21 protein-coding genes and 1 riboswitch are annotated in these 20,106 nt (G+C 52.3%); of the genes, 10 read left to right on the forward strand and 11 right to left on the reverse strand.

Annotated elements, in window-relative coordinates:
* Window positions 1–3: 3 nt before the first annotated feature.
* Window positions 4–1,437, forward strand: coding sequence for a bifunctional D-glycero-beta-D-manno-heptose-7-phosphate kinase/D-glycero-beta-D-manno-heptose 1-phosphate adenylyltransferase HldE (gene hldE, locus NA197_RS05385; RefSeq protein ID WP_048590864.1), 1,434 nt, complete (start codon window positions 4–6; stop codon window positions 1,435–1,437).
* Window positions 1,438–1,596: 159 nt separating this feature from the next.
* Here hldE and NA197_RS05390 read toward each other — a convergent pair whose 3' ends face one another.
* The 3 genes from NA197_RS05390 to NA197_RS05400 all read right to left on the reverse strand — a co-directional run bounded on the left by NA197_RS05390 (window position 1,597) and on the right by NA197_RS05400 (window position 4,215).
* Window positions 1,597–1,656, reverse strand: coding sequence for a type I toxin-antitoxin system Ibs family toxin (locus NA197_RS05390; protein ID WP_192936148.1), 60 nt, complete (start codon window positions 1,654–1,656; stop codon window positions 1,597–1,599).
* A 240-nt stretch (window positions 1,657–1,896) separates the two neighbouring features.
* On the reverse strand, window positions 1,897–3,576 hold the full coding sequence (locus tag NA197_RS05395) for a flotillin family protein (RefSeq protein ID WP_000342875.1): 1,680 nt from the start codon (window positions 3,574–3,576) through the stop codon (window positions 1,897–1,899).
* Between the two features lie 18 nt (window positions 3,577–3,594).
* Window positions 3,595–4,215, reverse strand: a complete 621-nt coding sequence (locus NA197_RS05400; RefSeq protein WP_064042841.1) for an OB-fold-containig protein — start codon at window positions 4,213–4,215, stop codon at window positions 3,595–3,597.
* Window positions 4,216–4,472: 257 nt separating this feature from the next.
* Here NA197_RS05400 and glgS point away from each other — a divergent pair, with 257 nt between their 5' ends.
* Window positions 4,473–4,682 carry a cell surface composition regulator GlgS gene (gene glgS, locus NA197_RS05405; RefSeq protein ID WP_000928927.1) on the forward strand — a complete coding sequence of 70 codons (210 nt, stop codon included), beginning with the start codon at window positions 4,473–4,475 and terminating at the stop codon, window positions 4,680–4,682.
* A gap of 73 nt (window positions 4,683–4,755) precedes the next feature.
* On the opposite strand, the gene ubiK is transcribed toward glgS, so the two are convergent.
* Window positions 4,756–5,052, reverse strand: coding sequence for a ubiquinone biosynthesis accessory factor UbiK (gene ubiK / locus NA197_RS05410; RefSeq protein ID WP_000566824.1), 297 nt, complete (start codon window positions 5,050–5,052; stop codon window positions 4,756–4,758).
* Window positions 5,053–5,184: 132 nt separating this feature from the next.
* Window positions 5,185–5,383, forward strand: a riboswitch (FMN riboswitch).
* Between the two features lie 105 nt (window positions 5,384–5,488).
* Between ubiK and ribB the strand changes: the two genes are divergently transcribed.
* Window positions 5,489–6,142, forward strand: coding sequence for a 3,4-dihydroxy-2-butanone-4-phosphate synthase (ribB, locus tag NA197_RS05415; RefSeq protein WP_001076978.1), 654 nt, complete (start codon window positions 5,489–5,491; stop codon window positions 6,140–6,142).
* Window positions 6,143–6,312: 170 nt separating this feature from the next.
* Here the strand turns inward: ribB and dsbI are convergent, their stop codons facing one another.
* Genes dsbI through NA197_RS05430 form a run of 3 tightly spaced genes read right to left on the reverse strand, consistent with a single transcriptional unit; the run spans window position 6,313 to window position 9,492 of the window.
* Window positions 6,313–6,990, reverse strand: a complete 678-nt coding sequence (dsbI, locus tag NA197_RS05420) for a protein-disulfide oxidoreductase DsbI (RefSeq protein ID WP_000345576.1) — start codon at window positions 6,988–6,990, stop codon at window positions 6,313–6,315.
* 14 nt (window positions 6,991–7,004) lie between these two features.
* On the reverse strand, window positions 7,005–7,676 hold the full coding sequence (locus NA197_RS05425; protein WP_000096232.1) for a thiol:disulfide interchange protein DsbA/DsbL: 672 nt from the start codon (window positions 7,674–7,676) through the stop codon (window positions 7,005–7,007).
* A gap of 19 nt (window positions 7,677–7,695) precedes the next feature.
* Entirely contained in the window at window positions 7,696–9,492 is a 1,797-nt protein-coding gene (locus tag NA197_RS05430; protein ID WP_000460259.1) for an aryl-sulfate sulfotransferase, read from the reverse strand.
* Window positions 9,493–9,891: 399 nt separating this feature from the next.
* On the opposite strand from NA197_RS05430, the gene NA197_RS05435 reads away from it, so the two are divergent.
* On the forward strand, window positions 9,892–10,068 hold the full coding sequence (locus NA197_RS05435; RefSeq protein ID WP_000469259.1) for a hypothetical protein: 177 nt from the start codon (window positions 9,892–9,894) through the stop codon (window positions 10,066–10,068).
* 66 nt (window positions 10,069–10,134) lie between these two features.
* Here the strand turns inward: NA197_RS05435 and zupT are convergent, their stop codons facing one another.
* Window positions 10,135–10,908, reverse strand: coding sequence for a zinc transporter ZupT (zupT, locus tag NA197_RS05440; RefSeq protein ID WP_000115871.1), 774 nt, complete (start codon window positions 10,906–10,908; stop codon window positions 10,135–10,137).
* Between the two features lie 140 nt (window positions 10,909–11,048).
* On the opposite strand from zupT, the gene ygiD reads away from it, so the two are divergent.
* Window positions 11,049–11,837: a 4,5-DOPA dioxygenase extradiol gene (gene ygiD / locus NA197_RS05445; RefSeq protein WP_000059619.1), complete on the forward strand. Its 789-nt coding sequence runs from the start codon at window positions 11,049–11,051 to the stop codon at window positions 11,835–11,837.
* A gap of 61 nt (window positions 11,838–11,898) precedes the next feature.
* Here ygiD and NA197_RS05450 read toward each other — a convergent pair whose 3' ends face one another.
* The 3 genes from NA197_RS05450 to tolC all read right to left on the reverse strand — a co-directional run bounded on the left by NA197_RS05450 (window position 11,899) and on the right by tolC (window position 15,427).
* Complete coding sequence (locus NA197_RS05450) at window positions 11,899–13,062, reverse strand: glutathionylspermidine synthase family protein (protein ID WP_000442833.1); 1,164 nt, start codon at window positions 13,060–13,062, stop codon at window positions 11,899–11,901.
* Between the two features lie 5 nt (window positions 13,063–13,067).
* Entirely contained in the window at window positions 13,068–13,739 is a 672-nt protein-coding gene (locus tag NA197_RS05455; RefSeq protein ID WP_000831528.1) for a DUF1190 family protein, read from the reverse strand.
* A 212-nt stretch (window positions 13,740–13,951) separates the two neighbouring features.
* On the reverse strand, window positions 13,952–15,427 hold the full coding sequence (gene tolC, locus NA197_RS05460) for an outer membrane channel protein TolC (protein WP_072100461.1): 1,476 nt from the start codon (window positions 15,425–15,427) through the stop codon (window positions 13,952–13,954).
* Between the two features lie 200 nt (window positions 15,428–15,627).
* Here tolC and nudF point away from each other — a divergent pair, with 200 nt between their 5' ends.
* Genes nudF through parE form a run of 5 tightly spaced genes read left to right on the forward strand, consistent with a single transcriptional unit; the run spans window position 15,628 to window position 20,032 of the window.
* Window positions 15,628–16,260, forward strand: coding sequence for an ADP-ribose diphosphatase (gene nudF / locus NA197_RS05465; protein WP_001231952.1), 633 nt, complete (start codon window positions 15,628–15,630; stop codon window positions 16,258–16,260).
* Complete coding sequence (locus tag NA197_RS05470; protein ID WP_000833404.1) at window positions 16,257–16,679, forward strand: DUF1249 family protein; 423 nt, start codon at window positions 16,257–16,259, stop codon at window positions 16,677–16,679. The genes nudF and NA197_RS05470 overlap by 4 nt, the downstream gene beginning before the upstream one ends.
* Window positions 16,680–16,703: 24 nt before the next feature.
* The gene (gene cpdA / locus NA197_RS05475) at window positions 16,704–17,531 is read left to right on the forward strand and encodes a 3',5'-cyclic-AMP phosphodiesterase (RefSeq protein WP_000444735.1); all 828 of its coding nucleotides are present in this window, start codon (window positions 16,704–16,706) and stop codon (window positions 17,529–17,531) included.
* On the forward strand, window positions 17,531–18,112 hold the full coding sequence (yqiA, locus tag NA197_RS05480) for an esterase YqiA (protein ID WP_000105725.1): 582 nt from the start codon (window positions 17,531–17,533) through the stop codon (window positions 18,110–18,112). Before cpdA ends, yqiA begins: the two co-directional genes overlap by 1 nt.
* Window positions 18,113–18,139: 27 nt before the next feature.
* The gene (gene parE, locus NA197_RS05485) at window positions 18,140–20,032 is read left to right on the forward strand and encodes a DNA topoisomerase IV subunit B (RefSeq protein ID WP_000195312.1); all 1,893 of its coding nucleotides are present in this window, start codon (window positions 18,140–18,142) and stop codon (window positions 20,030–20,032) included.
* Window positions 20,033–20,106 lie beyond the last annotated feature (74 nt).

The following is a 20,106-nucleotide window of genomic DNA, read 5'->3' on the forward strand; positions in this document are numbered from 1 at the left end:
GGAATGAAAGTAAATCTGCCAGCGTTTGAACGTGCAGGCGTCATGGTTGTGGGTGATGTAATGCTGGATCGCTATTGGTATGGCCCCACTTGCCGTATTTCACCGGAAGCGCCGGTGCCCGTGGTTAAGGTAAATACCGTTGAGGAACGTCCGGGCGGCGCGGCGAACGTGGCGATGAACATTGCGTCTCTGGGAGCGAACGCCCGTCTGGTCGGCCTGACGGGTATTGATGACGCCGCGCGCGCGCTGAGCAAAACGTTGGCGGAGGTCAATGTGAAGTGCGACTTCGTTTCTGTGCCGACGCATCCGACAATTACTAAACTGCGCGTGCTATCACGTAATCAGCAGCTCATTCGTCTTGATTTTGAAGAAGGCTTTGAGGGGGTGGACCCGCAGCCGTTGCATGAGCGTATCAACCAGGCGCTGGGATCGATCGGCGCGCTGGTGTTGTCCGATTATGCCAAAGGCGCTCTGACCAGCGTGCAGACTATGATTTCCCTGGCGCGCCAGGCGGGCGTGCCGGTGCTCATCGATCCGAAAGGAACGGATTTTGAACGTTACCGCGGCGCCACGCTGCTGACGCCAAACCTTTCTGAATTCGAGGCGGTCGCGGGGAAATGTAAAAGCGAAGACGAACTGGTTGAACGCGGCATGAAGCTCATTGCCGAGTACGACCTTTCCGCGCTGTTGGTCACGCGTTCCGAACAGGGAATGACGCTGCTGCAACCGAATAAAGCGCCGCTACATATGCCGACGCAGGCGCAGGAAGTTTATGATGTTACCGGTGCGGGCGATACGGTGATCGGCGTGCTGGCGGCGACGCTGGCGGCGGGAAATACCCTGGAGGAGGCGTGTTATTTCGCCAATGCGGCGGCGGGCGTAGTGGTAGGTAAACTCGGGACGTCAACGGTTTCCCCTATTGAGCTGGAAAACGCAGTGCGCGGACGCGCGGATACCGGCTTCGGCGTCATGACCGAAGAGGAGTTGAGACAGGCCGTCGCCAGCGCGCGTAAGCGTGGCGAGAAAGTGGTCATGACCAACGGCGTTTTCGATATTCTGCACGCGGGCCACGTCTCTTATCTGGCGAACGCGCGCAAACTGGGCGACCGCCTGATTGTTGCGGTCAATAGTGACGCCTCGACTAAACGTCTGAAAGGCGAAAGCCGTCCGGTTAATCCGCTCGAACAGCGTATGATCGTGCTGGGCGCGCTGGAGTCGGTCGACTGGGTTGTCTCTTTTGAAGAGGATACGCCGCAACGACTGATTGCCGGTATTCTGCCGGATCTGCTGGTAAAAGGCGGCGACTATAAGCCGGAAGAGATCGCGGGCAGCGAAGAGGTCTGGGCCAACGGCGGCGAAGTCATGGTGCTGAACTTCGAAGATGGTTGTTCCACGACCAATATCATCAAAAAGATCCAGACCGAGAGCGAGAAGTAAAACCGCGTCATCAGGCGTTACAGACGCTGCGGGCGCTGATTTTGAAGGTGCGTCGGACATTTTGTTTCGACGCGTATCTCGCGGTTGACGCTGCTTTTTTTTCGACCTAAAGTAAAGGAATAAGGGTGAGAGGGGATCTCTCCCCCCTCTGATTGGCTGTTAGTAAGCTGGGAAACTTATCAGTAACAGAACAATCAGTATGATGACCTGGTGCATCATAACCCTTTCCTTATTAAAGCCCCTTCCTCGGGAGGGGCTTTCCCGTTTCAGCCCCTTGCTGACATCGCGATTGTTGGTGAGTGGCCTGTCTGGCGCAAGGGCTTTCTCCCGCCGATTTTGCGTTACTGGATCGCCCACGCAAAATGGCCTGCTGGTCATAACGCTTTGTACAGACAAGGTGGAAAAAAGATAAAAAAATCCCCGGCCTTATGGCCAGGGACAGGAGATATGGCGGGGAGGTTATTGCTCTTTTATCGTTGCTTCGCGATTAATCTCATCCGTTGCCGATGAAACCAACGGCGTGGTCAGCGCCTTTAGCGAGCCGCCGGCGATGCCAATCTCGTTTAACAGCGAATCGATCAGCGGCGCCTGGGTACGATAGGTGAGCGCGGCAGATAACGCTTGTTCCGCCAGGTTTCCCCCGTTAGCGCCGCCAGCGGCGACGTCGCCCGCCGTCGCGCCGCGATTGAGGCCATCGACCTGAATAATCTTAATGCCGTCGATGGATTTCATCGGTTCAACAGACTTCTCAATAACAGCAGGCAACGATTGTAAGAGCGCTAGTTTAAATTTGAGGCTGGTTTGTTCGTCAGATAGTACGTTGATAGCGTCATTCAGCGCCCGTTGCGCTTCGGCTTCCGCCAGACCTTTTTTACGCGCTGCTTCCGCCAGTTCGATGATGGCGGCGGCTTGCAATTCTGCCGCTTCTTTCTCTGCTTTTGCCCGAACGGTCAGTTCGACCGCTTTGGTTTCCGCATCCTGCGCCGCGGCGATCAGAGCGACCTGCTTGGCGCGATCCGCTTCGGCGGTCTGGCGGGTGGTTTCTACGTTTTGCTGGGCGCGAACCGCATCGGCCAGCGCGTCGTTGGCGCGCGCTTCCGCTTGCGATTGCTGCTCGGATTTGGCGGCAATGGCGATAGATTTCGTCTGGTTGGCGATTTCTGTCACCTGTTGCTGTTCGATCTCTTTAATACGTACTTCACGCTCGGCCTCAACTTTCCTGGACCGTACTGCTTGCTCACGTTCGATCTCCGTCTCCTGGATCTGCCGCTCAGCAAGAATGCGCGTCTGTTCTGCTTCACGATGGCGCTCGGCCTCAAAAGCGGCAATTTTGGCGTTTTGTTCGGCGGTGCGGGTTTTAACCTGTTGCTCCTGCTCCAGAGTCATAAAGGCTTCTTGCTGCTCGATTTCCAGCTTGCGTTCAAGCGCGTCGCGGTTCTTTTCGCGCACCGCCACTTCCACATCCTGTTCCACTTCATTACGTTCACGACGGCGGCGTTCGGTTTCCTGCGTCAGTTTCGTCAGACCTTCGGCATCAAAGGCGTTGTTTGGATTGAAATGCTCTTTGGACGTTTGGTTAAAGTTGGTTAATGAGACGCTTTCCAGCTCCAGGCCGTTTTTCGACAAATCTTCCGCAACGGTGTTTTGTACGCCCTGAACGAAGTTTTCACGCGTATCCTGTAGCTCATGCATCGTCATCTGGGCTGCGGTAGCGCGTAAGGCGTCAACGAATTTATCCTCAACCAGCATACGAAGATCTTCCGGCGACAGCGTTCGCTGGCCAAGGGTTTGTGCGGCGGTGGCAATACCTTCAACAGAGGGCTTTACACGCACGAAGAAAGCGACGACCACGTCAACGCGCATACGATCTTTGGTGATCAGGCTGTCGACGGTAGCACGGCTGACTTCAAGTTTTAGGGTATTCATATTGATCGGAATAATTTCGTGAAAGATTGGCATCACAATAGCGCCGCCGCTCATCACCACTTTTTGCCCGCCAAGCCCGGTACGGACAAACGCCTGTTCCGCAGATGCGCGGCGATAAAGGCGAGCAAAAATGATCCCGATAATTAGTAAGACGATAACCGCCACGATGGCGGTAAACATCCATGATGGCAATATGCCAAAAACATCATCCATTATGTAAGTTCCTCTCAATTAAACATAGAAGGTACGCTCAGCCAAATAACGCGTTGCGGAAAGTCGGCAGACAATCAGCACCTTGTCTCCTTTTTTAAATTCTTTTCCCTTTTCGGGTTCCAGCAGTAAATAGTGAATCTGGCCGAACTTATCGGTAAATTTTCCTTCGCAAGGTGTACCGGCGACGGCGGCGTGGCCGGTAATAATCGCCATGCCGCCGATAAATTCCTCTTCCCGGAGGGCGGAGCTTTCATCTCTGGGTAGCCAGGGCGCGAGGATTTTTCCGCTGTAATGCACGGCAAAGACCGACAGGACAATGCTCAACGGGACCAGCAGCAGATTGCTGAGCGGCGCTTGCCAGAGCATGATCCCGCCATGCTGGATGAGGATACCGAAGAGGCCGAAATAACCGGCCAATAGACAGAGGACGACCAGGGCGGGAACGCGTCCAATATTCAGATAATGAAGCGCCTGGCCCACAGGGCCGGATGACAGGGCGTCATAATGATCGAGATGGGCGTCGAGCGCGCCTGAAAGAAAGTGGCCAAAAATCAGAGAAATCATCTCCAGCACGCCGATAAAGAAAACGAACGCGATGGCAAACAGATAGGGGCTGTTATACTCCGCAAATAAGGTCATATTTTCTATCCTTGTCGCCGCCTTCAGAAGGGTGTTTGCGTGATAATTTTCATGCTTGTTATTTCACTGCGTTACAATATCATGTGACCCATATCTCCTTAAGTCCGAAAAGCGATTTATCCGTCGTTATCTTTGGTGAATATTGTGATTTTGCGCATTAAATTTGCGCACGTTATGTATAAAACCGCCGTACATATAGGGAAATACTGAAATTAGAAAAAGCATATAGCCTTAACAGAATTCAATAACTGGAGGGTATGCTGATGAACAACAATAACGTCTATTCATTAAATAATTTCGATTTTCTGGCGCGCAGTTTTGCCAGAATGCAGGCGGAGGGGCGTCCTGTTGATATCCAGGCGGTAACCGGCAATATGGACGAGGAGCACCGCGACTGGTTTTGCAAGCGTTACGCGCTTTACTGCCAGCAGGCGACTCAGGCGAAAAGGTTAGAATTAGAACACTAATGCAGGCTTCCTTTACAGGCGCAGGGCATTATTCAGATCTTATATGAGCGGGCCGTCAGGCCCGTTCACGTTTTTACTCTTGTGGATCGACTGGCGGGATGGCGGGCGCAGGTTTTACTTCTTCAGGCTTGTCGCGAGCTTCCAGTTCGCTGAGGCGTTGCTCCAGCAGCGCCAGTTTTTCCCGGGTGCGCAGCAAGACCTGAGTCTGGACATCAAACTCTTCGCGGCTCACCAGATCGAGACGCGTCAGCTGAGATTGCAGCGTTTGACGGATTTTTTTCTCGATATCTTCCCCGAACTCGCGAATACCTTTCGGCATTGACTCATGAACCTGGCGTGCGATTTGCTCAATTTTTTTCGGGTCAATCATTGTGGTTTCCCTGAACTGGTAAGTGTTAGCTCTTATTGTAGTGCGATATGTGGACGCCATAAACCAGAATTGTGTGACGTCATACGGAGTAAAGGCGTTGATGAAGGTAATCAATAGCGTTATAGTTAACCCGCTTATTCTCAGGGCGGGGCGAAATTCCCCACCGGCGGTAAATCAGCGATGTTTAACGCATTTCTCATCACGGCGCGCCGTGACGGAACGCGGAGAGCAGGTTGAAAGCCCGCGAGCGCTTTTTGCCATAGCGAAAAGGTCAGCAGATCCGGTGTAATTCCGGGGCCGACGGTTAAAGTCCGGATGGGAGAGGGTAACGATCCAGTCGGGCATGGACCCGCTCACGTTATTTTTTTGCCGCTTGTCGGCACTCCTAAGACTGCCCTGATTCTGGTAACCATAATGTTAATGAGGTTTTTTTACCATGAATCAGACGCTACTTTCCTCTTTTGGTACGCCTTTTGAACGTGTTGAACTTGCACTGGATGCGCTGCGTGAAGGACGCGGTGTGATGGTGCTTGATGATGAAGATCGTGAAAACGAAGGCGATATGATTTTCCCCGCAGAGACGATGACCGTAGAACAGATGGCGTTAACCATTCGTCACGGTAGCGGTATTGTTTGCCTGTGTATTACTGAAGATCGTCGTAAGCAGCTCGACTTACCAATGATGGTGGAAAACAACACCAGCGCCTACGGCACCGGTTTTACCGTGACCATTGAAGCCGCAGAAGGCGTGACCACCGGCGTTTCCGCCGCTGACCGTGTCACTACGGTGCGTGCGGCAATTAAGGATGGCGCAAAACCGTCCGATCTTAACCGTCCGGGGCACGTTTTCCCACTGCGCGCTCAGGCGGGCGGCGTGCTGACGCGCGGCGGTCATACGGAGGCGACCATCGATCTGATGACGCTGGCCGGTTTTAAACCTGCAGGTGTACTGTGCGAGTTGACTAACGACGATGGGACGATGGCGCGCGCGCCGGAGTGTATCGCGTTTGCAGGCCAGCATAATATGGCGGTAGTCACGATTGAAGATCTGGTGGCTTACCGCCAGGCGCATGAGCGCAAAGCCAGCTGATCGAACGGATCATGGTTGAAAAAAGCCGATGAGATGTCATCGGCTTTTTTGTATTCCTTCGGTGCCATATTGTTCAGTTTCAAAGAACGACGAATAAGCTGAATGGTAAAATTATTGTGAGAAAAGCAGAGGCCTGAATGCAGACCTCTGCTTTGGTTTATCTATTCAGGTTATTTGCCTCTGGCCAGTTTCAATGCCCAGGCGCCGCTCATCACCAGCAGCAGAATCAGGCACAACCCAAAGGCCAACATACATGCCTGCGCCATGTTCATAAAGTGCCAGGGCGGAAGCAGATACCAGCCTTCGGACTGCTGGTAGAGATCGACAAACCACTGCTGTACGCTACTGAGCGTCACGCCATCAGGGACGATAGGCGCGTCATAACCGCAGTCTCCGGTAGGTTTAAACCACTCCGGTGCCCATTCCGCCAACGGTAAGTTGAAAGGAAAGGTCGGGTCAGTCGAACATCCTTGCACGCCAAAAAGTGAATCGGGGTCCGCATTATGTACCGCATGATGGATACCATTAAGCTTAATAGAAAACTTAATGCCCATAATGCTGCCATAAAACGCCGCGATGCAGCCAATCAGCTTCAGCACAATATTTTTGGGATTTATTGCCGCAATCACCCCGCCAATTACCATCACAAACATCGCGTAACGGATGTAAACACACTGCTCGCACGGTGCCATGTAGAGGTAGATTTGGAAGAACGAGTGCGCCAGGATAATTAATCCTCCCATCGCGATGGCCATTAACAGCCACAGAAAGCGCTGTTCCTGCCATCTCACCAGCGTATCCACTGGTCTTGCGCGTAGGTCTCGCCATAATCCCTTAATAAAATCCATAATCGTTTCCCTGCTTATTTTTTAGTGGCCAGTTCCCGAACGAGTTCAGCCATAGAATCGATGGATTTGATGTTTTTGGTGTAGATAAGGTACTTGCCGTTGACGACGTAAGCCGGAACACCCTGAATTTTGGCAACGTCATAGGCTGCTTTCCATTTTTCCAGAGTCTCCTGAACGGCAGGATCTTTCAGCGCCGCTTCAAAATCAGCCTGGCTCATGCCTGCGGCGTCCAGCCCGGTTTTAATAAATGCCGCCGGATCTTTCCCATCTGACCAGCGCTCTTTCTTATCATGGTAAGCCGTATACCAGGCGAACTTCGCTTTTTTGAATTGTGATTTAGCATCAAATAACGAAATCCCGGCAGCTTTATCTTTGGCGATCAGGACTGCAAATACTTCGCTGGCCTGTTTGCCATATTCGCCTTTTGTTTCCAGGTGGAACGGGGTGAACGTAACGAGATCGGCGACTTTATCAGAAACCGGACCTGTTACGGCTTTGTCATATTTGTAGCAGAAAGGGCAGGCGTAGCTAAATACCTTAATCAGCGTTTTATCCGCATTAGGAATTGGTTTCTCCAGAACCATATAATCTGTGCCCTCGGTAAAAGCCGATGCCGCAAAAGGAGTGACCAATGCCGCGGTTAATACTACGCTTTTAAATAAAGAGGTAATCCATTTAGATGACATATTAATTCCTTCCCGTAATTTATTTAAACATTTGTGTTGGATGAACCAGTAACGCACGATAGTGAGTCTGGTTGGGTTTATCCGACAGCACATCAATTTCAACTTTCACTTCTTTCGTTTTATAGTCAATCTCATTCAGTTTGCCGACTGTTGGTTTACCAACGTCGAACAGGTTAATAGAACCACCAAAGCCGAACATGGTGTCGCGGTCTTTTTGATATTCAACAACCGAGGTAATAGGGCTATAGAAATCATATCCACGTTCTTTACCGTATTCCCAAACTTGTTGTACGGTGCCTTTCTTCTCATCAATCTTATATTCGACAAAACGGGAATATTTCATGGTCGGTAGAGCCGGTTGCTCCAGGCCGCGACCATCGCCGTTATCAAAGACCGTTAACGTGCCTTTGCTGGAAAGCCATGCCGTATGTTGGGTATAGGTGAAATCGAAATCGGTGTCCTTACACTTGCCGTTTTCGTCACAGGTCAACGGCTTACCATGATCGTCTACCGGTTTCAGCAATTTACTGGCTAGCTGCTTATTCCAGCCTTTAGACGGCGCCAGTATCCATTTCACCTGCTTATCGCGACCAATTTTTACAATACCCTGATGGCGGGAAGAAAGGATGATGGAGTCGTCTTTCGCGTCATAAGCGATAGAGTTGACGTGCGCCCAGTTACGACCGGCACCAACGCCAAGCGCATCGCCATACGGCGTATCCGGTTCGAGTTTCGCCTGCTGTCCGGCATGGGCCAGATCGACGTTCACGCATACTGCGCCCGCATCCAGCGCGCCGAGCAGCGCATCACGCATAGGGTCGAGGATTTTGGTTAAATCCCAAACGTCTACTACGCGGCCAGACTTATCGACCTCAATGATTTGGTCACGAATAGTATGAACATGTATGCCGTCTTCTTTGCGGTAATCGCGTTTGCCGACACGCAGCAGTACGGTGCCGTTCACGGTTTCGATGGATTCATGAGACGCATCCAGGAACCCGCGCGGCAGTTTATGATCGGCAAGAATTTGCCCCATCATGTCAAACTCGTACCAGTGTTGGCCCTGCACCGCGGTAAAGGTGCCGCGAGGCGTTTCACGAATACCCATCAGGTAGCCGCGTTTGTTGATATTCATATCGTGGCCGTCGTAGAAGGTATCTTGATCCAGCCACCAGCGGTATTCACCCTGGGTGTCGACCACAAACGTATAAGGGGCGATATCGAAAGGCAAAGCCCCGCCCGCCGGGCCGGCATCAAGAATGCCCGCATTTTTATCTTTTTCGCCGTGCCAGTGAAATTCAGCGCCCTGCGGCGTAAAGGTATGGGTATTTACCAGATAAAGGCGATCTTCAAATCCTGGCGCAACTTTAATAACTTTCGTTTGCTGGAGATCTGAAATAGAACGGTTATCCATATAATGGTTGACGATGGCGGACGTCTGCACCACATAGTCATCCTTCATGGCTTTGCCGTTTTCTTTATATTCTACCGTGACGTTGTTGGCAAATTTCTGATAAAGGCCAAAAATAGGAATACCGTCATAGGTTTCTAAAGACTCTTTCCCAACAGTATAAGTAACAGGAACGCCTTTTTCCCCTTTGCCATGTACAGTAACTTTAACGTCTGAAATAATATGGCTATCTAATTCCACCAGCGCGGTGAGAGGGGCATTTCCGTAAGGATCGACAACGACTGCGCCTAATTTCCCTGCGGGCTGCGCCGGTTGAAAACCTGCGGCAAACGTACTGGCTGCGGTGAGTCCGCATGTCAGTGCGACGGCACCGGCAAGTATTGTTTTCCGGTATTGGTCAAACATGGATATATCTCCTTATATACAACTTCTAAATATAATACTTCTGAATATACTATGTTTTTATGAATAATAAATGAGGTAAATGATTGGTCTTTAAATATAAGTCATGATGCTATTATTTATTTTAAAGTATATTATGTATCAATATTTTTTAATTGCCTGAGTGAGTCGATAGTAGGAGTGTGATATTTTAAGAACAATATAAATTAGTACGAAGTGTGATCTTATCGACATTGTTTTCTGCTTAATACCTCTTTCATTATTGTGTTTCACCACTGATTTATATGATCAAAATCATTTATTTGTTCCACAAATATGCCAGTATATGAATACGTCAAAATAAGGGTATGTAAAATTTTAACGTTAAATGTTTAGTGATGTTAAATTTTAAGGGTAAAAAGGATGTTTATTGCCTGGTATTGGATAATATTAATCGTTCTGGTGGTAGTAGGGTATATTTGCCATATGAAGCGTTATTGCAGAGCGTTTCGGCAAGACAGAGATGCATTACTTGAAGCGCGAACGAAACGTTTTCGCCAGACGAGCGAAGGCGACAGCGTGATGAATGAGCAGAAATAGCGCATATCCTTGACGGGCAGCCGGATGTTGCCTGGCTAAAGGCCTGCATCCGGCGCGACGTTGCTCTTAACCGATACCTATCGTCTGCAAAATGACGAGACTGAGCCCCATGATGGACATACCGCAAAGCACACCATAGCTGGGGTTATTGTTAGGATCGATCTCTTTTGCCAACGGCATCAGTTCATCGACGGAGAGCGCCACCATAATGCCGGCGACTGCTGCCATGATAGCCGCCATAACGATCGGTGAAACCAGGCTGCCCAAAATCAGCCACGCCAGCACGCCGCCAAGAATTTCCGCCATGCCGGAGATACCGGCCCAAAAAATCGCGGTACGTTTTGAGCCCGTCGCGGCATAAACCGGGCCGGCAACCGCCAGCCCTTCAGGAATATTGTGCAACGCCACCGCCAGTGCGATGCCGAAACCCAGTTCAAGATTGCTGCTGGCAGTGACAAAGGTGGCGATTCCTTCCGGAAAGTTGTGCAGGCTAATGCCGAGCGTCAATAAAATCGCAGTGCGTTTTATCGAGCCGGGAAGCGGCTGCTGCCTTTTTTGCATCAGATCCTGCGGATGAGCGTGAGGAAGCAGGCGATCCAGCCCGAAGTAGCCCAACAGGCCGATAATAAACATCCCGTAGCCCAGTACAGGCGACATCCCCTCGGTATCAAGCGCGGCGGGCAGCATCTCCATCAGCGAGATAAGCAGCATGATCCCTGCGGCGAAGCCCAGCGAAAAAGCCAGCACGCGGTTAGACGGTTTTTGGCCGAGAACGCCAAGAAACGCGCCAATAAAGGTGGCGGCGCCCGCCAGTAAGGTCAGAATAAGTGGTACTGACATCCATTACTCCTTATCAATTTGCCGTCCGAACCTGACCTTCAAAATAACTGATGATCTTCATCATGGTTATCTGAGTTCTTCCTCTGTGAAGAAAGCGTATGGTGATGTTAACAAAATGTCTTTCCTGTAAGGATAACATCATGTCTTTAACGTGTATGCCAGCATTGTTTTTGGGGCATGGCAGCCCGATGAACGTGCTGGACGATAATGATTATACCCGCGCCTGGCGGCGATTGGGGGAGGCCCTACCGCGACCACAGGCGATAGTTGTGGTGTCGGCGCACTGGTATACCCGTGGGACGGGCGTCACAGCGATGGAAAGGCCGCAAACTCTCCACGATTTTGGCGGTTTTCCGCAGGCGCTGTATGACATGCATTATCCGGCCCCTGGATCGCCTGCGCTGGCGCAGCGTCTGGTTGAACTGTTGGCTCCCGTTCCCGTCGCGCTCGATAAAGAGGCGTGGGGATTTGATCACGGCTCCTGGGGCGTATTGATCAAGATGTACCCGAATGCGGATATCCCGATGGTGCAGCTTAGTGTTGATAGTACTAAACCGGCGGCATGGCATTTTGAGATGGGTCGTAAACTGGCGACGCTGCGTGACGAAGGCGTGATGCTGGTGGCTAGCGGGAATGTGGTTCATAACCTGCGGACTGTGCGTTGGCACGGTGACAATATACCGTATCCCTGGGCGGCGTCATTTAATGACTTTGTGAAAGCCAACCTGACGTGGCAGGGGCCGGTAGAACAGCACCCGCTGGTGAATTATCTGCAACATGAAGGGGGCGCCTTATCGAACCCGACGCCGGAGCACTTTTTGCCTTTGCTGTATGTACTTGGCGCCTGGGACGGCAAGGAACCTATCACCATCCCGGTCGACGGTATTGAGATGGGCAGTATAAGTATGTTGTCGGTGCAGGTGGGGTAGGCCGGATAAGGCGCTGAATGATTGCCCGATGGCGCTACGCGCATCGGGCTTACAGGAAAATCTATCCTTCGACAAAAATATGCGGATAGAAGCGGGAGAGATCCTGGGTGATCAGCGCCCGATCTTCACGGATACCAATCCCGGCGGGTTGATCGTTAATCAGCCAGCTACCAATCAGGGTGTAACTGTCGCCGAATTTTGGCAGCGGATAGAACTGTTGCACGATCATACCCTCTTCGCCATACGGGCCTTCCACGGATTCGATCGTTTTACCGTTTTCAATAATCGATACGTTCGCCCCTTCGCGGGAGAAGATCGGTTTCACGACATATTTATCCATTGGCGGATGTTCGTCTTCGGCGAAATACGCAGGCAACAGATTCGGATGGTCCGGGAACATCTCCCACAACAGCGGCAACAACGCTTTATTGGAGATAATGCTTTTCCAGGCCGGTTCCAGCCAGCGCACGCCGGCATCTTCCAGCTTGGTGGAAAACATCTCGCGCAGCATAAATTCCCACGGATAGAGCTTGAACAGGTTCGCAATGACCTGATCCTGCAGATCCGTAAATTGGCCTTTTTCCCCCAGACCAATATCGTCGATATAGAGAAATTCGGTGGCGATTTCCGCTTCGGCCGCGCAATCCTGTAAATACTGAATGGTGCCGCGATCCTCAACCGTATCGCGACAGCAGGTGAGATGCAGCAACTGAAAACCGTACTGTTCGCGAAGTTCAGCAAAGCGTTCAATCAGCTTTTCCTGCAGGCTATTAAACTGATCGCTGCCTTCCGGCAGATTGCCCGCGTTGATCTGATCTTCCAGCCAAATCCACTGAAAAAACGCCGCTTCATACAGCGATGTTGGCGTGTCGGCATTATTTTCGAGCAGCTTAGGCTCGCCGATACCGTCCCAGGCCAGATCGAGGCGGGAATAGAGCGACGGTTGTTGCGTTTGCCAGGACTGGCGAACAAAACCCCAGGTATGTTTTGGAATACGAAACTTCGTCATCAGCTCATCGCTGGCGATGACGCGTTCTACTACCTTGAGGCACATCTGGTGCAGCTCGGCGGTAACGTCTTCCAGTTTTTCCACCTGGGCGAGCGTTAACTTGTAATAAGCGTCTTCACACCAGTACGGTTCACCATACATAGTGTGAAAATTAAACCCGTATTCAGTCGCTTTATCGCGCCAGTCCGGACGCTCGGTAATACTGACTCTTTCCATGCGTATCAGCCGCCCATCGAACGTGTTGAAGTACCGGCAGCGCTACGCTGCATGGTGCTCTGTTTGGCGACGGATTCGCCAAAACCGCCGCGGGTAACGGTTGTTGTGGTGGCCGGTTTCGGCGCCATCGCGGTTTTCGGTACGGTCATTGTCCGGCCCGGTTGCGCCGCGCCGTAGTTTTTACCTGCCGCATCGGTATATTTGCCGTATGCAGGGCTGGCCGGGTTTTTCGAGCTAAACAGCGGCTGTTGCGCAAAGCCTGCGCCGCCGCCCATCAGGCGCCCCATCATGTAACCTGCCATAAGCGGCATCCAGAAACTGCCGCTGGATTGTTGAGCCTGCGCCTGATTTTCCGGCGCCATGCCAGCCTGTGCGGGCGCTTGCTGGCACTGACCTTCGCCAAACTCGGCGACGCAATCTTCACGTGTAGCGTACTTAGGCGCAGTACGTTCGGCCTCTTTCAGCGCATTGTTATACGCGGTTGTACACTCCGCGCTTTTGCCCGGATTCGCCGCTGAACAGTCATCAGCGTTTTGATACAGCGATACGGTTTCATCGCTTTTTTCACAGCCAGCCAGCATAAAAACAGCCGTAACCGCCAGGGCGACCGGCGTTAAATGCCGCGCGCTCCAGCTTTTGCGAAATGATGCGTGATGGATGGATTTTGTCCGTTTCATATTTGTCTTCCAGGACCCAGTGGTAAATACAACATGCCTTCAGAATAGAGGATGACTGGTCGAAATTGAAGCGAGAAAAGGCGAGAATGCGGCGGAATAGCAGGATCTTTACGTTGCCTTACGTTCAGGCGCGGCTTCATGACAGGTAGCGCCGCGCTTACCAGACCTACAAGGGCACAGGTCTGATAAGCGCAGCGCCAGCGAATAACTTATCAATGCCGGAATGGATTGCCGTTATTGCTGTTGGCGCGAGCGGCGGTCGGCTGTACTGCCGGCGCGGCGCTATGGGCATTATAACCGTCTGCGGCGGCATCCTGCTCTGGCGTTTCCGGCGCTACGCTTTCCGGCGACGTCGGGATAGGTTTACCCAACGTACTGTTAAGCGCGAGCAGATCCTGCTCGTTCAGCGTACCGAGCGCATATTTGATATTTAACTGATTAATCAAATAGGTATAACGCGCGTTGGCCAGTTGCTGCTTGGCATCATACAGAGTGGTGGTGGCATCCAGTACGTCAACAATGGTACGTGTACCGACCGAGTAACCGGCTTCCATTGCATCCAAAGAACTTTGCGCGGAAACGACTGCCTGTTTATACGCGTTGATGCTGCTGATGGAGGCGTTAATATTGTTAAAGGAAGAACGTACGGTCTGCACCACGCTACGGTGCGCGCTTTCCAGCTGTTCGCTTGCGCCGACGAAGTTATACTGCGCCTGTTTTACCTGCGAGTTAACCATCCCGCCTTGATACAGCGGCAGGGAGAAGTTCAGGCCGATTTTATTCTGCCCCATGTTGCTATCGTCGTACTGGGTGGAGTTGGTTTTAGAACCGCTATAAGAGGTATCAGAAATGCCGGTTGAGGCCGTTAAATTCAGCGTCGGCAGATGACCATCCTGCGCCTGACGGATTTGCTCGCGCGCCAGATCCTGACTTAAACGCGCCTGCAACAGCGACAGGTTACGGTTTTCCGCTTCCTTCAGCAGCGCATTAACAGCTTTAGGTTTGTCGGTTTTAAAATGCTCGACGTTAAGCGACGCCAGCTCCGGGTAATAATTGCCGGTCACCTGGCGCAGCTCTTCTACCGCGTTATCCAGGTTGTTGCGGGCGGTCACTTCATTCGCCAGTACGGTATCATATTGCGCACGGGCGTTTTGCACGTCGGTAATGGCGACCAGACCCACGTTAAAACGTTGCGTCGTTTGATCTAACTGACGGTAGATAGCCTCTTTTTGCGCTTGGGTATAGGAAAGCACATCAATAGCGTTCAATACCTTAAAATACGCGTTCGCGGTATTGAGGATCAGCGTCTGCTGATCGGTCTGATAGGTGACATCCTGAATGCCTGCTGCTTTTTCTTGCAGGGTGAGCCCACGCCATTTCGACATGTCAAATAGCGTCTGCGTTAATTGCAGGGAAGCGCTGGTTTCATTGGAGTTGATACCGTTCGCATCGCGATAACCGTTGCTGTAGGTGTAGTCGGCACCTAAACCCAGTTGCGGCAGTAAAGGACTACGCGCTTCGTTAATTTTTTCGAATGCAGCATCGCGATCGGCAGCGGATTTACGCAATTCCGGGTTGCTCAGGCGTGCTTGCTGATAAACTTGCATCAGGTTCTCTGCCTGGCTTAGTGTGCTGAACCCCGACAGGCTCAGGCCGATAAGGATGGGGAGCAATTTCTTCATTTGCATTCCTTGTTGTGAAGCAGTATTTAGCGCTGATCAATTTGTAAAAATAATTGCTGATTCTAGCAGAATCCGCCACTGCAAAAAGTTGGCGTTACGTGCCATACGAGCCTTAATTGGCACCAATTTACCACAAGGGTGATAAAACAGCAGTCAACCACCCTTGAAATTCATCATTTAATCATTATTGCTAGCAGGGCAGCACAATGCGTAAATCAGACAACTTGCCAGTTACTTTCACCAAAAGCGATGTAGAAATTATTGCACGGGAAACGCGCTATCGCGGTTTTTTTTCATTGGATGTGTATCGATTCCGCCATCGTTTATTCAACGGAGAAATGAGTGGCGAGGTAAAGCGCGAAATTTTTGAGCGCGGGCACGCCGCCGTCTTGCTACCCTTTGACCCTGAACGTGACGAGGTGGTGCTGGTCGAACAGATTCGTATTGCCGCGTATGACACAAGCGTTACGCCGTGGCTGCTGGAGATGGTCGCCGGCATGATAGAAGAAGGCGAAACCATTGAGGCGGTCGCCCGGCGGGAGGCGATGGAAGAAGCAGGGCTGACCGTGGGCCGCACCCGACCGGTCATCAGTTACCTGGCGAGTCCAGGAGGAACCAGCGAGCGCTCATCTATTCTGGTGGGTGAAGTGGACGCCACGACCGCGGTAGGTATTCATGGTCTGGCGGATGAAAACGAAGATATTCGGGTTCATGTGGTAAGCCGGGAACAGGCATACCAGTGGGTAGAAGAGGGGAAAATCGACAACGCAGCCGCAGTCATCGCTTTGCAATGGCTTCAGTTGCATCATCAAGAGTTAAAAAACGAGTGGAAAAAATGAAGCGTTATACACCTGACTTCCCAGAAATGATGCGTTTGTGCGAAACCAATTTTTCGCAATTGCGCCGCCTGCTGCCGCGCAATGACGCCCCCGGTGAAACGGTGAGCTATCAGGTGGGCAACGTACAATATCGGTTAACGATTGTGGAATCGACCCGATACACTACGCTTGTAACGATCGAGCAAACGGCGCCAGCCATCACCTACTGGAGCCTGCCGTCGCTGACGGTGCGCCTCTACCATGATGCGATGGTGGCTGAAGTGTGTTCAAGCCAGCAGATCTTTCGCTTCAAAGCGCGGTATGATTATCCAAATAAAAAGTTGCATCAACGCGACGAAAAGCATCAAATTAATCAGTTTCTGGCCGACTGGCTACGATTCTGTTTAGCACATGGAGCGATGGCGATTCCGGTTTATTAGCGTCGTGAAACCTAAGGACACCATTTGGAAAGCCTGTTAACCCTACCTCTGGCTGGTGAGGCCCGAGTCAGGATTTTACAAATTACAGATACTCACCTGTTTGCCGAAAAGCATGAAACGCTGTTAGGCGTCAATACCTGGGAAAGTTACCAGGCCGTGCTGGAGGCTATTCGGGCGCAACAGTATGAATATGATCTGATCGTGGCGACCGGCGATCTGGCGCAGGATCAATCCGCTGCGGCTTATCAGCATTTTGCTGAGGGTATCGCAAGCTTTCGCGCGCCTTGCGTTTGGCTACCGGGCAATCATGATTTTCAGCCGGCAATGTACAGCGCGCTGCAAGAGGCGGGGATTTCCCCGGCTAAACGCGTGTTAATCGGTGAACAATGGCAGATTTTGTTGCTGGATAGCCAGGTGTTTGGCGTCCCGCATGGCGAACTGAGCGAGTTCCAACTGGAATGGCTTGAGCGTAAGCTCGCCGATGCGCCAGAGAGACAGACATTGCTCCTGTTGCACCACCATCCGTTGCCGGCAGGGTGCAGTTGGCTGGATCAGCACAGCTTGCGTAATGCTGGTGAGCTGGATAGCGTGCTGGCGAATTTCCCGCGTGTAAAGTATCTGCTATGCGGACATATTCACCAGGAGCTGGATCTCGACTGGAACGGACGGCGTCTGCTGGCGTCGCCGTCAACCTGCGTACAGTTCAAACCGCACTGCGCGAACTTTACGCTGGATACTATCGCGCCGGGCTGGCGTACGCTGGAGCTCCGGGCGAACGGCGTCCTGGAGACGGAAGTGCATCGCCTGCAGGATACCCGGTTCCGACCCGATACCGCTTCGGAAGGATACTGATGTCTACGCTTCTCTATTTGCACGGATTCAACAGTTCCCCTCGCTCGGCAAAAGCGTGCCAGCTAAAAAACTGGCTGGCGGAGCGTCATCCGCATGTTGAGATGATCGTCCCTCAACTACCGCCGTATCCTGCCGATGCGGCGGAGTTGCTGGAATCTCTCGTGCTTGAGCATGGCGGTGCGCCATTAGGGCTGGTAGGATCGTCGCTGGGTGGTTATTACGCCACCTGGCTGTCGCAATGTTTTATGCTGCCGGCTGTGGTGGTGAATCCCGCCGTGCGGCCCTTTGAATTACTGACCGACTATCTCGGTCAGAACGAGAACCCCTACACCGGGCAGCAATATGTGCTAGAGTCTCGCCATATTTATGATCTTAAAGTCATGCAGATTGACCCGCTGGAAGCGCCGGACCTGATCTGGCTACTGCAACAGACGGGCGATGAAGTGCTGGATTACCGCCAGGCGGTGGCATATTACGCCTCCTGCCGTCAGACAGTGACCGAGGGTGGTAATCACGCATTCACGGGCTTCGAAGATTATTTCAACCAGATTGTCGATTTTCTTGGACTGCACAGTTGCTGACAATCAATTCGAATTGCTAATTAAACCATGACGCAAACTTATAACGCTGATGCCATTGAGGTACTCACTGGGCTTGAGCCGGTACGCCGCCGCCCGGGGATGTACACCGATACGACCCGCCCCAACCATTTGGGTCAGGAAGTAATTGATAATAGTGTGGATGAAGCACTGGCAGGTCACGCCAAACGCGTGGATGTCATTTTACATGCCGATCAATCGCTGGAAGTGATTGACGACGGACGCGGGATGCCGGTGGATATCCATCCGGAAGAGGGGGTTCCGGCGGTAGAACTGATCCTCTGTCGGCTTCATGCCGGCGGTAAATTCTCCAATAAGAACTATCAGTTCTCTGGTGGTCTGCATGGGGTGGGGATTTCGGTAGTAAATGCCCTGTCAAAGCGCGTGGAAGTGACCGTGCGCCGCGACGGTCAGGTCTATAACATCGCGTTTGAAAACGGCGAAAAAGTGCAGGATTTGCAGGTGACGGGAACGTGCGGCAAGCGTAACACCGGCACCAGCGTCCATTTCTGGCCGGACGAAAGTTTCTTCGACAGCCCGCGTTTTTCTGTCTCTCGCTTAATGCACGTTCTGAAAGCAAAAGCGGTGCTGTGTCCCGGCGTGGAAATCACTTTTAAAGATGAAGTGAATAACAGCGAGCAGCGCTGGTGCTACCAGGATGGTCTGAACGACTATCTGGGCGAAGCGGTAAACGGCCTGCCGACGCTGCCGGAAAAGCCGTTTATCGGTAATTTTAACGGTGAAACGGAAGCGGTTGACTGGGCGCTATTGTGGCTGCCGGAAGGCGGCGAATTACTGACGGAAAGCTACGTCAACCTGATCCCGACCATGCAGGGGGGGACGCACGTCAACGGTCTGCGCCAGGGTCTGCTCGACGCGATGCGCGAATTTTGCGAATACCGCAATATTCTGCCGCGCGGCGTCAAACTGTCGGCGGAAGATATCTGGGATCGCTGCGCTTATGTGCTCTCCGTGAAAATGCAGGACCCGCAATTTGCCGGGCAGACCAAAGAGCGTCTGTCGTCGCGTCAATGTGCGGCATTTGTTTCCGGCGTGGTGAAAGATGCCTTCAGCCTGTGGCTGAACCAGAACGTGCAGGCGGCGGAACAACTGGCAGAGATGGCGATTGCCAGCGCGCAGCGGCGACTGCGCGCCGCAAAAAAAGTGGTACGCAAAAAGCTCACCAGCGGTCCGGCGTTGCCGGGGAAACTGGCGGACTGTACCGCGCAGGATCTTAATCGGACCGAGCTGTTCCTTGTGGAAGGGGATTCGGCGGGCGGTTCCGCCAAGCAGGCGCGCGATCGCGAATATCAGGCGATCATGCCGCTCAAAGGTAAGATCCTTAACACCTGGGAAGTCTCTTCCGATGAAGTGCTGGCCTCGCAAGAGGTGCATGATATTTCCGTGGCGATCGGTATCGATCCGGACAGCGACGATCTGAGTCAGCTGCGCTACGGCAAGATCTGTATCCTGGCGGATGCGGACTCCGATGGTTTGCATATCGCTACTCTGCTTTGCGCGCTGTTTGTCAGACATTTCCGCGCGCTGGTGAAGAATGGTCATGTCTACGTCGCGCTACCGCCGCTATACCGTATCGATTTGGGTAAAGAGGTCTATTACGCGCTGACGGAAGAAGAGAAGGCGGGCGTACTGGAACAACTGAAGCGTAAGAAAGGCAAGCCGAACGTACAGCGTTTCAAAGGCCTGGGTGAAATGAACCCGATGCAGTTACGCGAAACCACGCTTGATCCAAATACTCGCCGCCTGGTGCAGCTCACCATTAGCGATGAAGACGATCAGCGTACTAACGCGATGATGGATATGCTGCTGGCGAAGAAACGTTCTGAAGATCGACGCAACTGGCTACAGGAAAAAGGCGATCTCGCGGATCTCGACGTGTAACGGTTGTTGCACGCTTTATCCGGTCTGCATGCCGCAGGCCGGATAAGCGAATCCGACATGACGCCGCAGCCTGA

The sequence above is a fragment of the Salmonella sp. NW884 genome, from assembly GCF_051700745.1.
GTDB lineage: Bacteria > Pseudomonadota > Gammaproteobacteria > Enterobacterales > Enterobacteriaceae > Salmonella > Salmonella enterica.

Bases quoted from the DNA above. Each gene is read 5' to 3' on its own strand.
- hldE (WP_048590864.1), top strand. From the start codon at position 4: ATGAAAGTAAATCTGCCAGCGTTTGAACGTGCAGGCGTCATGGTTGTG.
- NA197_RS05395 (WP_000342875.1), bottom strand. From the start codon at position 3,576: ATGGATGATGTTTTTGGCATATTGCCATCATGGATGTTTACCGCCATC.
- NA197_RS05400 (WP_064042841.1), bottom strand. From the start codon at position 4,215: ATGACCTTATTTGCGGAGTATAACAGCCCCTATCTGTTTGCCATCGCG.
- glgS (WP_000928927.1), top strand. From the start codon at position 4,473: ATGCTGATGAACAACAATAACGTCTATTCATTAAATAATTTCGATTTT.
- ubiK (WP_000566824.1), bottom strand. From the start codon at position 5,052: ATGATTGACCCGAAAAAAATTGAGCAAATCGCACGCCAGGTTCATGAG.
- ribB (WP_001076978.1), top strand. From the start codon at position 5,489: ATGAATCAGACGCTACTTTCCTCTTTTGGTACGCCTTTTGAACGTGTT.
- dsbI (WP_000345576.1), bottom strand. From the start codon at position 6,990: ATGGATTTTATTAAGGGATTATGGCGAGACCTACGCGCAAGACCAGTG.
- NA197_RS05425 (WP_000096232.1), bottom strand. From the start codon at position 7,676: ATGTCATCTAAATGGATTACCTCTTTATTTAAAAGCGTAGTATTAACC.
- NA197_RS05430 (WP_000460259.1), bottom strand. From the start codon at position 9,492: ATGTTTGACCAATACCGGAAAACAATACTTGCCGGTGCCGTCGCACTG.
- NA197_RS05435 (WP_000469259.1), top strand. From the start codon at position 9,892: ATGTTTATTGCCTGGTATTGGATAATATTAATCGTTCTGGTGGTAGTA.
- zupT (WP_000115871.1), bottom strand. From the start codon at position 10,908: ATGTCAGTACCACTTATTCTGACCTTACTGGCGGGCGCCGCCACCTTT.
- ygiD (WP_000059619.1), top strand. From the start codon at position 11,049: ATGTCTTTAACGTGTATGCCAGCATTGTTTTTGGGGCATGGCAGCCCG.
- NA197_RS05450 (WP_000442833.1), bottom strand. From the start codon at position 13,062: ATGGAAAGAGTCAGTATTACCGAGCGTCCGGACTGGCGCGATAAAGCG.
- NA197_RS05455 (WP_000831528.1), bottom strand. From the start codon at position 13,739: ATGAAACGGACAAAATCCATCCATCACGCATCATTTCGCAAAAGCTGG.
- tolC (WP_072100461.1), bottom strand. From the start codon at position 15,427: ATGCAAATGAAGAAATTGCTCCCCATCCTTATCGGCCTGAGCCTGTCG.
- nudF (WP_001231952.1), top strand. From the start codon at position 15,628: ATGCGTAAATCAGACAACTTGCCAGTTACTTTCACCAAAAGCGATGTA.
- NA197_RS05470 (WP_000833404.1), top strand. From the start codon at position 16,257: ATGAAGCGTTATACACCTGACTTCCCAGAAATGATGCGTTTGTGCGAA.
- yqiA (WP_000105725.1), top strand. From the start codon at position 17,531: ATGTCTACGCTTCTCTATTTGCACGGATTCAACAGTTCCCCTCGCTCG.
- parE (WP_000195312.1), top strand. From the start codon at position 18,140: ATGACGCAAACTTATAACGCTGATGCCATTGAGGTACTCACTGGGCTT.